Origin of the sequence: Psychromonas sp. MME2, assembly GCF_040566515.1 — a bacterium.
Taxonomy (GTDB): Bacteria; Pseudomonadota; Gammaproteobacteria; order Enterobacterales; family Psychromonadaceae; genus Psychromonas.
On sequence record NZ_JBEWXI010000002.1, the window covers coordinates 365,428 to 381,939 of the forward strand.

The following is a 16,512-nucleotide window of genomic DNA, read 5'->3' on the forward strand; positions in this document are numbered from 1 at the left end:
GGCACTTTTAAGTGCCTTTTTTATTTACGTAGTTTGACGCTTTCAACTTGATGATCGGCTCCTTTGGTGAGTATCAAGTTCGCTCTATCACGTGTTGGACGAATGTTTTTATCAAGATTAATACCATTGATTTCATCCCATATTTTGCTCGCAATCCCTATCGCTTCTTGTTCCGACATTTGTGAATAACTATGGAAATAAGCTTTTGGGTCGGTAAAAGCACCTTCTCTTAACTTTAAGAACCGCTGGATATACCATTGTTTAAGTAGATTGCTGTCAGCATCAACAAAAATTGAAAAATCGACAAAGTCAGAGACAAAAACGCGATGTGAATGTTCGGGGTAGTTAATTGCACTTTGTAATACGTTTAACCCCTCTAAAATAACAATATCGGGTTTTTCAATACAGACCTTTTTATTGGGTAATATATCGTAACTCAAATGTGAGTAAATCGGGGCTGTAATTGAATCCTGACCAGACTTTATTGCTGCAACAAATTCAATCAAGGCCTTAATGTCAAAGCTTTCTGGGAAGCCTTTTTTATGCATAATATTACGTGTAACGAGATACTTATTCGGACGTAAAAAGCCATCTGTGGTGACTAATGCTACTTTGGGGTGTTCAGGCCAACGTGATAATAGTGCTTGTAATATACGTGCCGTTGTACTTTTCCCAACCGCAACACTCCCCGCTATACCGATAATATAAGGAACACTATCATAGCCAGCATTTAAAAATTTATCGCGCACCGTATGACGATATTGTTGCGCTTCGACATAAAGATTGAGTAAACGAGAAAGGGGCAGGTAAATATCGATGACTTCTTGCATCGATAAGGATTCATTAATCCCTTGTAACTGTAATATTTCTTCCGCTGAGAGGGGGAGCTCGACGTTATCGCGTAAGTTTGCCCATTGTGAACGTTGAAAATGCAGATAGGCACTGTGATTGTCGAGTTGGTCTAGCGACTTAGCTGAGCTCATTCGTCGATTTCTCTGCTTCTTGTTCTATGTAAATTGAATCTGCATTGCCTTTCGGATCATCACTGTAAATATGATATTGGCTCGCAGGTTTTATCAATTGTTCGAAAAGATTGACTAATGCTTCTTGGGATTCTTCTATATTGGCTTGATTTACTAACCGAGTGAAGGCTGCATCAAAGTCACTTTCCACCCAACAGGTATAATCATAGAGTTCTAAATAAGCTTCCTGTAGAAGGTAAACGCCTTCAATAAGGACAATTTCAATATCAGTAAAATCATACTCAACGGTGCGAGGATGGTTCACATCGTCAAGCGTTACAGATGTTGTTACGCTAGAGAATAGCTTTAATGGCAAAATCAGTTGTTCAATCATCTCATCATAACGATAGGCGTTGAGATAATATTCTTCTGGGCTGTTCATTACATTAAAACGTATGTTTTCAGCGGCTTCCCAATCATCACCATGGACGATGGCAACATTAATACCTTCAAGGCGCAGAGCTTGTGCTATTTTTTCTGTTAATGCGCGCTTGCCGCCGCCTTCAATACCACTAATCGCGATAATTTGCGCTTTGCTTGAGGCTTTTTTGTTGTGTAGATCGCGTAAAACAGATTTTATTTGTGCTGCGTTATTAAACACGGTTTTCAAGGGGCAGACTCCTTATGTAATAGGCTGCCATTATGCCACAAAACTAAGGTTGTACAAAAAGGCCACCACTGTGGCCTAGGGGATAAACAACATTAATCTGTTTTTTTAGTTAAGAAGCTAACTAAAGCAATAAATTCCTCATTGCTTCTAACAGAACCAGTATTGACTTTGTATTTACCATTAACAATAACGGTTGGTACGCCTCGGATTTGAAACTCTTCCGTATTGCGTTTCATTTGTGATGCGAGTCCACTAACCGGGAAGCTTGCTAATGCCGCTTTTGCTTCTTCTTTAGAAACACCCGCTTTTTCAAAGGCACTTAGTACATCATTTTCGCCATTGATCGCTTTACGTTGCGTATGAAGTTGATCAAAGAATATTTCTGCTACTTTATCTTCGACCTGAAGCATTTCTGCGGCTGCATAGGCACGAGTTAGTAGTGGCCCCATCTCTTTACCAAGGAAATCAACATGGTTCTTTTTAACTTCGACGTTAGCGGGCAAATCTTTTTTAAGCATCGTTATTAATGGTTCAAATTGAAAACAGTGTGGGCAATAAAAAGAGAAAAATTCCATCACTTCAGGCTTTTCTGTCGTCGTTTGTTTAATGACTTCGTAGTGAGTGCCTTCTTTGAACTCCGCTGCCTGTGCTGTCAGCGGTAGTAAAATTAAAGCGAGAAAAAATGCAAAAATATGTTTCATTATTTATTCCTTTAGTAATTATCTGGATACGATATACATTATATTCACTTATTATACCAATCGGATTAAGTATGTGATCTAAATTTTGCGCAGGAAAAATGGCTTAATTTGAGGCGTAAGTTGACGCAAATGGTTGTTCCATTTGCGAAACTTACAACAAAAAAGTAAGTTATTTTAACCAGTAAAATAGATCAGCTATTTATTCTGATTGGTATTAATAGTCAGGCTGCAGAGAAAGAGGCTCCTGTGCAAGCAATGAAATTTGTTGTTGTAGTGATTGTAACAACTCTTTCCAATATTGTTCAGTTATAAACCATGGAAAACTAACTGGAAAGGCTGGGTCTGTCCAGCGTTTATTGATCCAACACAGATAATTTATAATACGCATACCGCGTAAGGATTCGATCAACCGCAGCTCTTTAGGATCAAAATCGAACTCTTCTTGGTAACCTTCTAGCAGCATTGATAGCTGTAATTGCTGCTCTTGTCTATCGCCATGTAATAACATCCAGATATCTTGAATAGCTGGGCCCATTTTACAATCATCAAAATCGACCAAATAAGGTTGCTCATTGTTCATTAGAATATTACTGGGGTGGCAATCCCCGTGTAATCGAATCTGCTTAGCTTGATAGCTTGATAGGGATGTTTTGATTCGCTCTGCGAGTAAATCTAATGCAGTGAATAAAGGTTGCCGTAAATATTTCGGGATCAGCTCACTCGTTCGCAATTCAAGTAACGGGGTTGATACCATGTTTTCTATAGTAAGAGTCTGGCGATAGATAAAATCCTTTTGCGCACCGATACGATGGACTTTTCCTAATGTGCGGCCAACCTCATAGAGCTGATCAATATTTTCAATATCCAGACTCCGTGCCGATAGGCTTTTGAATAGCGCAAAATAGTAGTGCTTAAATTGAAAGACTGTTTGTTGGTTAATGGCCACTGGTGCTGCAATATTACACCCTTGTTGCTGTAGTTCCTGACAAAATTGATGTTCTTCGAGCAACTGTTGGTCAGACCAACGCTGTGGTCGATAGAATTTTACTACATAACGAATCTTATTCTCATCGGTAAATAAAGAGACCCTATTTTCGTAGGAGTTGAGTGCGACTAACCCCGTTTCGGGGTAAATGCCGATACTCGCTAACGCATCAAGTTGTATTTCTGGTGTTAAAGATTGATAACTAAATAGCTTGCTTGTCATGGCTAACCTTAAGAAAAGGTGCACTAATGGCACCTTGAATTGAGTCGATCTGTTATGTTAACGGAGCCCCAAAAAGAATGGGCTATCCTGTTGAATTGTTTCGCCACTATCACTGGTTAATATGAGACTAACCATCAATTTTTTCGCTTTTATACCATAGGGATCAACGGCAATGGCTATTGGTTGGGTGAGGATTTCACCCGATTGTATATGAATTTCCGTTGGCCCGAGCAATTTAGCATTTTCTAACCCTGAAAAAGTTAAGCGGTAGGTTTGTGCTTGCATGGTTTTATTGACGATTTTCAGGGTATAGGTGTTTTCGATTAATCCTTCGCTATTTTCTCGAGATAGTGCCGTTCTATCTCGTACAACTTCTAGCTCAAAACTACTTAAGTTAGCAATATTGATGATGAAGACAGCAATCATAATAAGTAAAACAGAGCCGTAGGCTATAATTTTAGGCCGTAATACATGCTCTTTTTTACCCTCAAGAATTTGCTCAGAAGTATAGGAGATTAAACCGCGTGGATAACCCATTTTATCCATGGTTTGATCGCAGGCATCGACGCAAGCACCACAGTTAATGCATTCGTACTGAAGCCCTTCGCGAATATCAATGCCTGTTGGGCATACTTGCACACAAAGGTCGCAATCGACACAATCACCAAGCCCTAGTGCTTGCGGGTTGTCTTTACGGCGGCGCGGGCCTCGTTGCTCACCACGTTTGCTATCGTAGCCAACGATGTAGGTGTTTTTATCAAACATTGCCGATTGAAAACGGGCGTAAGGGCACATATGTGTGCACACAATTGATCGCATCCACCCGGCATTAACATAGGTGATCAAGGTAAAAAATAGGATAGTACCGACGGTTGCTGCACTCGCGTTAAGGGTAAAGAAATCATAGTAAAGTGTATTTACAGGCAGAAAGTAGGAAGCAAATGCAAGCGCGGTGAATAGTGAGACGATAATCCATCCGGTGTGCTTTGCTGTTTTACGCCATATTTTATTAAAATCCCAAGGCGTTTGATCTAAACGCTTACGTTTATTGGCAGATCCTTCAAAGCGTTCTTCAAACCAAATAAAAATAAAGGTCCAAACGGTCTGTGGACAGGTATAGCCACACCAAACGCGGCCTAAATAGGTAGTAAAAAAGAACAGCGCAAAGGCGGCGATAATAAAAATCCAAGCGAGAATGGTTAAATCCTGTGGAAAAAGCGTTAAGCCAAAAATATGAAACTGCTGTTTAGTTACATCGAGTAAAACGGCTTGATTACCATTCCAACGCATAATGGGTAATGCGAGAAAGAGTAGTATTAATCCCCAACCAGTATAACGACGTAGGCGTTGAAAAAATCCATAAGTGGCGCGAACATAAATGCGTTTACTCGGATTAAAGCGATCCACACTGGTTGTTTGCGAACTTTTGATTTCTTTAATTTTAATAGGTTGTGTCATTTATCATTACCTATAATGAATTTTAATTATAAAAAGAGAATTCACTAAACATTATTGCATTGCAACTTAATTAATTAAAAGTTGTGAATATTATGCATGTTACAGTCTTAGTAGATGGTGATCCCATGCAGATGGCTCTCTATTAATATTGCGCTTTTATTTTGATAACTTTTTTTACTCATTGTGTTTAAGTTTGTGCTACACCAATCTGTTAATACTGGGAAGGTGGCTGGATTTTCTAAATTATCGAAGAATGTAGAAAAATCACTGTTGGGTAGTATGTTCTGTGCAACGAAAAGTGCTCTAGGTTGAGTTATTTCATCAGCAATTCGATTACGGACTCCCCAAGCAATCAGATAATCAGCACAAGTTAAGTTAGCTCCTTCGGGTTTTACAACAAAGGCACTATCCATATCTATGTCGAATATTTTTTTCAACATGGTTGCTTGAAATAACATCGCGACATCTTCTGCTTTAGTAGAATAAGCATAAAGATGATTTGCCCCTTCTTGCTGCATTAATTCGCCGAGATACTCAGCACTATCCTGCTGCTGTTGTTCGTTGGGCTTATTACCTCTATACATAATTTTTGCGTGGGCGTTAAGTTCTTCATTTTGTAGAGGATAGGCATTAGCTAATAATATGTTTACTCGTTGAGAAGCAAGGTTATTAATTACTGTATTAGTGGTTTGCTTAATATCAATGTAAGGGAGTAAATTTTGTGGCATGTAATCATTAGCATGCGCTAATTCATGAAATAGTAAACTGGCCATCGGAAAGATGATATCGTCAATTGTGCGCTCACTTGGGCTGTCTAAAGGAATGGTCGTGTAGGCGTATTGATTGTCTTTGATGAAGCGATGAAAAAAATAATAGGATAAGTTTTCACCGTAGTTACTGCGATAATCTCCTTGTTGTGAAATGGTCTTTTTTTCTTCATTACTTAGCCATAAATCATAGGGGTCGATATAGATTGCTGCGCTACCAGTCCAATAAAAAGAAGGACGGATATTGTCTGCTATGACAATCGCGGTGACGGAACCCAATAAGGTGATTATTTCTGGTGGTAATTGTGTCAATAAAGTTTCAAATCGCGCCCCCATCCAATCGTGGGATACAACTACGCGTGACATAATATCGTTAATAGTTGGAGTGGGATAACTCAGCGCAATAAATGGAAGTTCAGCAATGGTGCAGGTACGTGAATAGTTCACACAGGAAGCGGGATCGACTTGTTCGTCAGGCAGCGGTTGTTGATAAGTATAAATATGGTCTAAATTATCGGCATTGTTATTAGGCTTTGATGAACTATTACAGCTTACTAATAATGTGCTGATAGCGAGGTAATAAAAGGGCCGCGCCAGCGTTAACAAATCCATGAGTATTCCTTTATATTACAAGCCATTAACTTTAAATTTATAATTGCACGATCGGTACTGATAGTTGCAATATAAAAATATTATAGGTTAAGATAATGGCATTATTACGCTAATAATCGTCCTTTTATAGGAGCCCTCTTGCCTTTAATAGTGCGGTTTGAAAATCGTCTTCACAATCTTTCGCGATACCTGGGATCATTTCATCTTTAGCTGTTTGATCCATTTTCAAATGATATATGATCACCTCATCCGTTAATTCCGTTAATGGCTTATCAAATCCAGATTGTTTGGATATTAAGGCTAATATCTCTAGTAGGCTTAATTCTTTGTTTTTTAACCAGTATGGTTTTAATAATTCTAATATTTCATTAATTCTATGGTTATCCATTATTGCATCCTCAACGATCTTTAGTTTGATAAATTATGACGTAATTCATTTAATACTTGTTTGGCGCCAGGTTTTATTGCTCGCCACATTGCAAAACTTTCTGCCGCCTGACCGACTAACATACCGAGCCCATCAATCACTAACCGAGCACCATTCTGTTTTGCCCAATTATTAAAAGGGGTTAATTGTGCGCTATACATCATATCGTAAAAAACAGTTTCTGGGCGGACTAAATTCGCTGATATAGGGACAATTTGTCCCTGTAAACTGGCTGATGTTGAATTGATTATTAAGTCAAAATCACCACTTAATTCACTAAATTCACTGGCTGTAATATTGCCGAAGGAGGTGAATATTTGTGACAACAGTTGTGCTTTAGAAAGGGTGCGATTGGCTATGACTAATTGCTGTGGTTGTTCAGCTAATAAAGGGCCACAAACACCACGAGCCGCACCACCTGCACCGAGTAATAAAATACGTGCGCCTTTTAGGGGGACATGGTTATTCTTAAGGTCTAAGACCAATCCAGCGCCATCGGTATTATCCCCAATAATAATACCGTCATCGGTCAATTTTAGAGTATTAACGGCACCCGCTAAAGTTGCGCGAGGGGTCAGTTGTTGTGCGTAAGCGAACGCTTGCTCTTTAAATGGTGCAGTTATATTACAGCCCTTGCCATTGCTAGAGAAAAAATTATCTAAGGTTGTTTTAAAATTATCAAGTGCAGGCTCAATCGCATTGTATTGCATTTGTTGTGCGGTTTGATGTGCAAAAAGAGTGTGTATAAAGGGCGATTTACTTTGTTGATCGGGTTGCCAAAAACAGCGTATTGATCCATGAAAACTCCAACGTTGAAACAACTTATATATAGAAGTAATTTATCATTTATATGTGCTTAGGGGAAATATCGATTGTTAACTGGTTTTTAACGAAATTGTTTACCCGTTAATGCATCAAATATTTTTGATGGTGAGGATAACCCTGAGACTGGCGCATCAATTACAGCAGAAAGAAGTGGCGCATTACTAAACATCAATTTGACCTGTTCACTATCAATACAAGGCTCACATCCTGATAAGTTCGCGCTGGTGGATATTATAGGTTTGCTGAATTGTAAGCACAAATCTTGTACGACAGGGTGTGCACTCACTCGCACTGCAACACTATCAAAATCACCTGTTATTAGCTTAGAAAGCGATTTTTGTGCAGGGACGACCCAAGTTACAGGGCCTGGCCAACTCGCTTTGATCTGTTGTAGTTGTTGTTCGTTTAATGCGGAAAAATCTGCATATTTAGTAAGTTGGTCGATGTTTGCTGCGATTAATATCAACCCCTTATGTGCTGGTCGATCCTTTAAAGTGAGTATTTTTTCAATTGCAGCATCACTATCAGGATCGCAACCGAGCCCAAAGACAGCTTCCGTCGGATAAGCAATAATGCCCTCTGTTTTTAAAACATGGAGGGCATTAGATAATTGAAGATCTATCATTATTAGTGAAGGCTTACATTTCTGCTAGTTTAAGTTGCAATGCGGCATCTTTAGCGATAACTGCTTTGGCATTTTCTGCACGATCTTCTTTAACGCGTAGTGCTAATTCATCATCAGCAACAGCAAGAATCTGTGCCGCAAGGTATGCTGCATTTTTAGCACCAGCACTACCAATAGCGACGGTAGCAACAGGCACACCCGCTGGCATCATCACTGTTGAAAGCAAGGCATCGTGACCTTGTAGAGGGCCGCAATCTACTGGTACGCCTATAATAGGGCGGGTAGTGATGCCTGCCACTGCACCGGCTAAGTGAGCTGCAAGTCCTGCTGCACAGATAAACACTTTACAACCACGCGCTTCAGCATCCGTAACGTAAGCATGGGTCGCCGCTGGGGTACGGTGGGCTGAAGTAACTTTGACTTCATAACCAATAGAGAATGATTTTAGGATGTTAATTGTATTTTGCATAACAGGCAGATCTGAATCAGATCCCATTAAAATAGCAACAAATGGTTTAGACATATGTATTCCTTACAAAGTATTTAAGCAAATTGATTGCGTATCGACAAGAGAGGTAATTATATAGGCTTACTGCGGTAACCACACCCTTTTTTTGGACATATTATGCGGAACGTACTGGCCGTTTTGCGCTCAACGAGTATTGGCCAGTGGCAATCAGGACAGAACTCATTAACGGGTTTGTCATTTAGCGCATATTTGCAAGCAGGATAATTATCACAGGCGTAAAAGGTTTTTCCATAACGTGAATGACGTTGGATTAAATGACCTTTTTTACATGAAGGACAGGTAACATTGTTTTCTGTTTCTGCTTTTTCATTACTTTCTGATAATTGTGTTGTATATAAGCACTCAGGGTAAGAGCTACAGCCGATAAATAGGCCATAGCGCCCTTGTTTTAGGACTAACTCTTGATTGCACAAGGGGCAGCGTGTGCCACTAAGCACTTTTTTTATCTCACTCTTTTCGTGCAATGGGCGTAGATATGAACATTTCGGATAGCTTGAACAGCCAAAAAATGGGCCTTGTTTTCCATTACGAATTTGCAATGGCTCGCCACATTGCGGGCACTTTTCTGCAATATGTTGGTGGTGAGTTGGCAAGACGCTTGGATTATCACTCATTTAATGGATTAATCCATCTTCAAAATCAATGAGCATTGATTCAAGTTGCAAAAAAGCATCTTCATTATTGGGGTCATTATATAACACCATTAAGGTTAACCATTTTAGGTCATCCAGTTGTAATGTGTTGATATCTAATGACATGGCACAATCTATAACAACTTCACGCGTATGTGTATTTAATATATCTGCTTGCTCAAGGTAAGAGATGTAGCCCTGAACCTCATGTGATAATTTCTGCTGTTCAATAGCACTATAGACTCGATGCGATGTCTCTTTGGCTAGTTGAGTTTTACTTTGTGGATTTTTTTCATGTAAATGGGTGAGGTTGTCTAACCAAGCTAAAGCTTTAACGATGTCATTTTTTTGAAAGCCTTCTTCCAATAATTCATCGGTGATCTCTTGGGCGTTGATCTCAATGCTTTGATCAATTTGTATATAACTTTCAAAAAGATAAACTATAATTTCAAACATAATTCGCCTTAAAATTTAATAATTCTATATTATTTCAGCTTTGTAACTTGATGTAGCCTTCTGCTGTAACGGTAATACTACCAGTTATCTCAAGTTCTATTAACTGATTTTGTAAGCTAATTATATCTAATCCACTTCGATGCATGATTTGTTCGAGTGGCGTGATATGGAAATCAATATGTTTTAATAATGGATGTGCTGCTTTCTGAGATGTCGTGGAGGAGTTGGAAGAAGAGGGGATCAGCGTTAAACATTCTTTGTATTCATTACAGATATCTTCACAATTAATCACTAATTTTGCCCCCTGCTGAATTAGGTGATGGCAACCAGACGCTTCTGGATTGTCTATTGAACCCGGTAGAGCATAAACATCTCTATTTTGTTCTAGCGCATAACGAGCGGTAATAAGCGATCCGCTACGCAGCGAAGCTTCAATGACAAATGTGCCAAGGCTTAATCCTGAGATGATTCGGTTACGCCGTGGAAAATTACTTGGAAAAGCGGCGGCCGTTGGCCAAAATTCCGAAACAAGTAATCCTTTATCAATGATTTCTTTGGCAAGTTTTATATGTCGTTTGGGATAAATGTTATCTAATCCCGTTCCCAATACTGCAATGGTTTTACCCTGTTGACTCAATGCACCTTGGTGTGCAAAACCATCGACGCCGAGTGCCAACCCACTGGTTATTGTAAAGCCGCAACGGCTTAAATCTGCACCAAATTGGTAAGCTTTTTGTTGCCCATAGGGGGTGCATTTACGACTGCCAACCAGTGCGATTTGTGGTTCTTTTAGGAGTGTAATATCGCCTTGTAAATAGAGTAATAATGGGGGATTGTTAATCTCTTTTAATTGCTCAGGATAGTCATTGCTATTAAGGCTGATAATGTGTCTATCTGAGTTGTTGCTTAGCCAGTGTAAACTCTCATCAATGCGTTTCATGTCTGGATTTAATAAGGCGTTGATCTCTGTATCTTGTAGTTTATAGCTCTGTAATGTCGCGCGATTAAGTTGTAATAGTTCACCGATGGAGTGTCGTGAAAGTAATTTTAAGAGGGTGCGTTTAGGGAGGCCTGGTACTGCATCTAAAATCAGCCAGCGTGTTATTTCTTGTTCATTATCTAAGGTATTATCGGTTTTATGAAATAAGTCGATGGCCATCTCCACAGTTTAAGCAAATGAGCCAGTCATTAACTGGCTCATGGTTAAATTAAAACTCTAGCCCTTGTATTTTATATTTTGCGCCCATGATGTCAGTACTGCGCATGATTAAAGCAATACTCACTTTTTCATATACTTTAAACACCATCAGTTCGCCAACGCGTTCAGCAGGGATAACCAAATCTGGTGCACCCATTTGCCCAAAGGCGTTAGCGTCTTCTTGATACTCAATCGCTTTTTTATCGACTAAAACATTGGGCCCGGATTGCAAAATAGAGAACATCGAGCCAATTTTTATATTTTCTCGCTTGCCTTTATTAATGACGACAACATCCCATTTGCCAATGGCACTTGAATTATTAAGAGCAGCAAGTATTTGCCCTTTCAGTGTCATTGGAACAGGCTTAGGTTGAAAGTAAGCAGGTAAGCTATCATGCTCTGGAATGGGTAAAATAAGATCCCCTTGGCGAGCTTCACGAGAGCTTTTTAAGAAATCCAGTGGCGTCATTTCGTTCGTGGAGGTTACATTTGGATTTTTAGATGACTGAGAAAGCCCAATGTAATTGAGTTCTGTCCCTAGAAATTCCTCGGTTTCAGGGTCGATATAATCCTCACCCATACGGTACACACCGTATAGTTTATATTTGTCATACTGACCCTGTGCATAGAAAACATCACCTTCAAAAAAACGTGGCGTGGCAATGGCATCGCCGAGTAAACGAGGAGCTGATTTTATTAAATCAGGATTTATCACATGATCTCTTGATAAAAATGCAGAGATAGAGGCAAGAGGTATGGTTGGAATTGCGGCTCTTTTCTCTTCTATGCGAGTAGTCGGTGATAATTTTTTCAATTGTTTACGTGTGATTTGTGGTTCACCATTTACCCAAATGAGTGTTAACACATCACCCGGATAGATTAAATGAGGGTTATCTATTTGGTTATTGGCTTGCCATAATCGCGGCCATAACCAGGGGGAATTTAAAAAATGTGCGGAGATATCCCATAATGTGTCACCCTTTTCAACGGTGTAAGTTTCTGGGTGTCCTTCCTTTAGCGTTAACACGTCAGCGAAAGCTGACATCGAAAACACAGCACCTATTAAGAGTGAGCTAATTAGCTTTAATTTCATAACAATCCCTGTTTGGTAATTAATAAAACTGTTTTTTGCCTTAGGAAATGACTAGAATTACTATTAATAAATATAAATTTAAACATTAACCTATAGAGCATTATAATATCATGGCTTTACTAGACGTATTACATTTTCCTGATAAACGATTAAGAACTGTGGCAAAAGCTGTAGCTCAGATCACACCTGAGCATAAAAAAATAGCTACAGATATGCTTGAAACGATGTATGAAGAGAACGGAGTCGGTCTTGCGGCCACACAAGTTAACATACATCAATGCATTGTTGTTATTGACGTTTCTGAAACACGTGACACACCAATGGTGTTAATCAACCCGATTATTATTGATAAATCCGGTGAAGAAGGTTCACAGGAAGGGTGCCTTTCTGTTCCTGATATCAACGCAGAAGTTAAACGAGCTGAGTTTGTGACGGTTGAGTACTTAAATCTTGACGGCGAAATGCAAACATTACAAGCCGATGGTCTATTAGCTATTTGTATTCAACATGAGCTGGATCACCTTAGCGGTAAATTGTTTATTGATTATCTGTCGCCCTTTAAGCAAAAGCGAATCAAAACAAAACTTGAAAAGTTAAAACATCAAAATGAAAAATTTGCATAAATTTTAACACCTCAATTTATTATATCGATAAGGTTAACCGTGGATAAATTAAAGATCGTTTTTGCTGGCACGCCTGATTTTGCTGCAAAGCATTTGCATGCATTACTACTTGAGTCAGAGTTTGATGTTGTTGCGGTTTATACGCAACCAGATCGTCCTGCTGGGCGAGGTAAAAAATTAACCGCCAGTGCAGTCAAAGAGCTTGCTGTGGCGAACAATATTACCGTCTATCAACCTGATAATTTTAAAGAGGCTGCAAGCGTTGAACAACTACGCGCTTTAAATGCGGATATCATGGTCGTCGTTGCTTATGGTCTGATTCTGCCAAAGGTTGTTTTAGAAACGCCGCGTTTAGGCTGCCTTAATGTGCATGGTTCATTGCTGCCTCGCTGGCGTGGCGCAGCACCTATACAGCGTGCGATTTGGGCTGGTGATGCTGAAACGGGCGTCACTATCATGCAGATGAATGAGGGGCTCGATACGGGGGATATGCTCAGTAAAGTGAGTTGCACTATCGGTGCGGTTGAAACGAGTGCGTCTCTTTATGAGAAGCTCGCTGAACAGGCGCCTTTACTCTTAGTTGATACGATCAAGCAATTAGTTCAGGGGCAGCTAACAGCACAAGTGCAAGATGAGCAGTTTGCCAACTATGCAAAAAAATTATCTAAGGATGAAGCGCTAATCGATTGGTCCTGTGATGGTGCTTTTATTGAACGCTCTATTCGTGCCTTTAATCCTTGGCCAATGAGTTATTTTATGCTTTCAGGGCAAGCCATTAAAGTGCATCGAGCGAGTTGCATTAATCAGCTTAGTGATAAGGCTGTTGGGACAATCATTGCTGCTGATAAAAAGGGTATCCAAGTTGTGACGGGGAAGGGAGTCTTGAACCTAGAGGTTATTCAGCTTGCTGGTAAAAAAGCGATGCCAGTACAAGATATTTTAAATTCTCGCCGTGAGTTATTTGCGTTGGGTACGAATTTACATCAACAGCAGGATTAAGTTAAATGAATATTAGAGCGCTTGCTGCCAAAGTGTTAAACCAAGTCGTTGAACAGGGCGTCTCATTATCTCAAGCATTACCTGCCGTGCAACAGGATCTCTCTGCTAAGGATAAAGCCCTGCTGCAAATGATCTGTTATGGGGTTTTGCGCACTTTACCTCGACTAGACTTCTTCTGTCGTTCATTAATGAATAAGAGCTTAAAAGGTAAGCAGCGTCCACTGCATTTTTTGATTCTCGTTGGTCTTTATCAGCTCCTTTATACACGCATTCCAAGCCATGCAGCGGTTGGTGAAACGGTTAATGGTGCTAAAGCACTAAAACAACCCGCATTAAAAGGGGTGGTAAATGGTGTTTTACGCAGTTTTTTACGCGAACAAGCTGATTTAATTGCCAAAGCAGATCAACAAGAAGCACTCATTTATTGTCATCCAAGTTGGTTGGTGAAGCGGTTGCAAAATGCTTATGGCAATGAAGTTGCCGCCGACATAATGAATAATAACAATCAGCAAGCGCCGATGTGGTTACGTGTTAATGGTCGCCACCATACGCGAGAAGCGTACCAAATATTATTGAATGAGGCTGAATTAGAAAACAGTCCTGCCGAGGATGCGGAAAATAACAATGCATTACGTTTAATTAAAGCGACCGACGTATATAAGCTTCCTGGATTTGAAAATGGTTGGGTCTCTGTACAAGATGGTGCTGCACAATTGGCGGCACACTATTTGGATGCTCAAGCGGGAGATTTGATCCTCGATGCCTGCGCCGCACCAGGTGGTAAAACGGTACATATGCTAGAATTGCAAGCTGGTATTAAACAAATGGTTGCCGTTGATGCCGATGAAAAACGTTTATTAAGGGTAGATGAAAACCTACAACGTCTTAATTTATCTGCAACGGTTATTCATGGTGATGCCTCGCAACCCGATAATTGGTGGAAAGGTGAGTTATTTGATCGCATTCTTTGTGATGCTCCCTGTAGTGCAACAGGGGTGATTCGTCGCCATCCAGATATTCGTTGGCTACGTCGAGATAGTGATATCGCTGAATTGGTTTCATTACAAAGGCAAATATTACATGCGCTGTGGGAAAAATTGAAACCGGGTGGTATTTTACTTTATGCAACCTGCTCTATTTTACCCGATGAAAATGCGTTACAAATTAAAGAATTTTTAGAAAGTCGCAGTGATGCAACAGCAATTGCGCTTTCGCAGCAATATAATAACGGACAAACTGAGCGTCAATTATTGCCAAATGAAGCAGGTATGGATGGCTTTTATTATGCTAAATTACAAAAATCGTTATAACGATTAGTTGTACAATCACATAGGAATAGTGGTGATAGATGAAAATTATTATTTTAGGTGCAGGTCAAGTCGGTGCATCACTGGCAGAAAATCTCGTTGGTGAAAATAACGATATAACCGTGATTGATGAATCGTCCGAACGCTTACAGGATTTACAGGATCGTTTTGATCTTCGCGTCGTGCAAGGTAGTGCATCTAGCCCCACTATTTTAAGTGAAGCTGGTGCCGATGATGCAGATATGTTAATTGCGGTCACCAATTCCGATGAAGTTAATATGGTTGCTTGTCAAATAGCGTTTACGCTCTTTAATGTACCTAAAAAAATAGCCCGCATTCGCTCACAGAGTGTTGTCATGCACGAAAAGGAGCTGTTTAATAGCGATGCTTTTCCGATTGACCATATTATCGCCCCAGAAAAGTTAGTAAGTGACTACATTATGCAGTTGATTGAGCATCCTGGCGCATTGCAGGTTGCTAATTTTGCCGATGGTAAAGTCGGGTTGGTGGCTATTAAAGCGTACTATGGTGGATCTTTGGTGGGTAATGCAATATCCACCCTGAAAGAGCACATGCCCAATATAGAGGCGCGAGTTGCTGCCATTTTCAGACGTGGAACTGCAATTAGACCACAGGGGACGACGATCATTGAGGCTGATGACGAGGTGTTCTTTATCACCGCTAGCCAGCATATTCGTGCCATCATGAGTGAAATGCAAAAGTTAGAGCAGCCCTATAAACGTATTATGATTATGGGTGGTGGTTATATTGGCGAAAGATTGGCTATACGCCTTGAAAAAGAAAACTCAGTTAAGTTAATTGAGAAAAATTTAAAACGTGCAGAATACCTATCTGAAACACTCTCTAATACGATCGTTTTTTGTGGCGATTCTTCAGACCAAGAGTTACTCGCCGAAGAGCATATTGAGCAGATCGACCTTTTCATTAGTGTTTCTAATGACGATGAGGCTAATATTATGTCTGCAATGTTGGCAAAACGTATGGGGGCACGAAAAGCAATGGTATTAATTCAGCGTGCTGCCTATGTTGAATTAGTACAAGGTGGTGTGCTTGATATTGCAATATCGCCACAGCAAGCAACTCTTTCTGCACTATTAACTCATGTCAGAAAAGCGGATTTAAAACATGTTTACTCTTTAAAAGAGGGGCAGGCTGAGGCGATTGAGATTGTTGCCCGAGGAGATAACATGACATCTAAAGTAGTTGGTAAAGCGCTGTCACAACTTAAACTACCACGGGGAACGACGATTGGTGCCATTGTTAGAGATAATAACGTTCTGATTGCACATAACAAAACCATAGTCGAAAGCGATGATCATGTAATCCTTTTTTTAGCTAATAAAAAATACATTAGTGACATCGAAAAACTATTCCAACCTAGTCCGTTTTTCCTCTAAATA

The 16,512-nt window shown here is 39.9% G+C and carries 17 protein-coding genes and 1 pseudogene; 4 read left to right on the top strand and 14 right to left on the bottom strand.

What is annotated here, in order from left to right:
- Nucleotides 1-20 precede the first annotated feature (20 nt).
- The 14 genes and pseudogenes from coaA to AB1A03_RS02120 form a co-directional block, all read right to left on the bottom strand.
- A complete protein-coding gene (coaA, locus tag AB1A03_RS02055) occupies nt 21-983 on the bottom strand; it encodes a type I pantothenate kinase (RefSeq protein WP_354622919.1) in 963 nt (320 codons plus the stop codon).
- Complete coding sequence (locus tag AB1A03_RS02060) at nt 970-1,623, bottom strand: uridine kinase family protein (RefSeq protein WP_354623464.1); 654 nt, start codon at nt 1,621-1,623, stop codon at nt 970-972. The genes coaA and AB1A03_RS02060 overlap by 14 nt, the downstream gene beginning before the upstream one ends.
- 101 nt (nt 1,624-1,724) lie before the next feature.
- Complete coding sequence (locus AB1A03_RS02065; protein WP_354622920.1) at nt 1,725-2,333, bottom strand: thiol:disulfide interchange protein DsbA/DsbL; 609 nt, start codon at nt 2,331-2,333, stop codon at nt 1,725-1,727.
- Between the two features lie 214 nt (nt 2,334-2,547).
- Nucleotides 2,548-3,540, bottom strand: a complete 993-nt coding sequence (locus AB1A03_RS02070) for a serine/threonine protein kinase (RefSeq protein ID WP_354622921.1) — start codon at nt 3,538-3,540, stop codon at nt 2,548-2,550.
- 57 nt (nt 3,541-3,597) lie between these two features.
- Entirely contained in the window at nt 3,598-4,998 is a 1,401-nt protein-coding gene (gene ccoG / locus AB1A03_RS02075) for a cytochrome c oxidase accessory protein CcoG (RefSeq protein WP_354622922.1), read from the bottom strand.
- Between the two features lie 107 nt (nt 4,999-5,105).
- Complete coding sequence (locus tag AB1A03_RS02080) at nt 5,106-6,377, bottom strand: hypothetical protein (RefSeq protein ID WP_354622923.1); 1,272 nt, start codon at nt 6,375-6,377, stop codon at nt 5,106-5,108.
- 124 nt (nt 6,378-6,501) lie between these two features.
- Nucleotides 6,502-6,765, bottom strand: coding sequence for a YihD family protein (locus AB1A03_RS02085; protein WP_354622924.1), 264 nt, complete (start codon nt 6,763-6,765; stop codon nt 6,502-6,504).
- A gap of 20 nt (nt 6,766-6,785) precedes the next feature.
- Nucleotides 6,786-7,603: pseudogene (gene aroE / locus AB1A03_RS02090) on the bottom strand (shikimate dehydrogenase).
- Between the two features lie 87 nt (nt 7,604-7,690).
- A complete protein-coding gene (tsaC, locus tag AB1A03_RS02095) occupies nt 7,691-8,254 on the bottom strand; it encodes an L-threonylcarbamoyladenylate synthase type 1 TsaC (protein WP_354622925.1) in 564 nt (187 codons plus the stop codon).
- Nucleotides 8,255-8,267: 13 nt separating this feature from the next.
- Nucleotides 8,268-8,777, bottom strand: a complete 510-nt coding sequence (gene purE, locus AB1A03_RS02100; protein ID WP_354622926.1) for a 5-(carboxyamino)imidazole ribonucleotide mutase — start codon at nt 8,775-8,777, stop codon at nt 8,268-8,270.
- Between the two features lie 56 nt (nt 8,778-8,833).
- Nucleotides 8,834-9,397 carry a DNA topoisomerase family protein gene (locus AB1A03_RS02105; RefSeq protein ID WP_354622927.1) on the bottom strand — a complete coding sequence of 188 codons (564 nt, stop codon included), beginning with the start codon at nt 9,395-9,397 and terminating at the stop codon, nt 8,834-8,836.
- The gene (locus tag AB1A03_RS02110; protein ID WP_354622928.1) at nt 9,398-9,871 is read right to left on the bottom strand and encodes a Smg family protein; all 474 of its coding nucleotides are present in this window, start codon (nt 9,869-9,871) and stop codon (nt 9,398-9,400) included.
- A gap of 34 nt (nt 9,872-9,905) precedes the next feature.
- The gene (gene dprA, locus AB1A03_RS02115) at nt 9,906-11,030 is read right to left on the bottom strand and encodes a DNA-processing protein DprA (protein ID WP_354622929.1); all 1,125 of its coding nucleotides are present in this window, start codon (nt 11,028-11,030) and stop codon (nt 9,906-9,908) included.
- Between the two features lie 49 nt (nt 11,031-11,079).
- A complete protein-coding gene (locus tag AB1A03_RS02120) occupies nt 11,080-12,162 on the bottom strand; it encodes a LysM peptidoglycan-binding domain-containing protein (protein ID WP_354622930.1) in 1,083 nt (360 codons plus the stop codon).
- A gap of 110 nt (nt 12,163-12,272) precedes the next feature.
- Here AB1A03_RS02120 and def point away from each other — a divergent pair, with 110 nt between their 5' ends.
- From def to trkA, 4 genes are read left to right on the top strand one after another with little or no spacing between them, the layout of a single operon-like run.
- A complete protein-coding gene (gene def / locus AB1A03_RS02125; RefSeq protein ID WP_354622931.1) occupies nt 12,273-12,785 on the top strand; it encodes a peptide deformylase in 513 nt (170 codons plus the stop codon).
- 39 nt (nt 12,786-12,824) lie between these two features.
- A complete protein-coding gene (fmt, locus tag AB1A03_RS02130) occupies nt 12,825-13,784 on the top strand; it encodes a methionyl-tRNA formyltransferase (RefSeq protein ID WP_354622932.1) in 960 nt (319 codons plus the stop codon).
- A gap of 5 nt (nt 13,785-13,789) precedes the next feature.
- Nucleotides 13,790-15,094 (top strand): 16S rRNA (cytosine(967)-C(5))-methyltransferase RsmB, encoded by a 1,305-nt coding sequence (rsmB, locus tag AB1A03_RS02135; protein ID WP_354622933.1) that lies wholly within the window; start codon nt 13,790-13,792, stop codon nt 15,092-15,094.
- Nucleotides 15,095-15,132: 38 nt separating this feature from the next.
- On the top strand, nt 15,133-16,509 hold the full coding sequence (gene trkA / locus AB1A03_RS02140) for a Trk system potassium transporter TrkA (protein WP_354622934.1): 1,377 nt from the start codon (nt 15,133-15,135) through the stop codon (nt 16,507-16,509).
- Nucleotides 16,510-16,512: the final 3 nt, after the last annotated feature.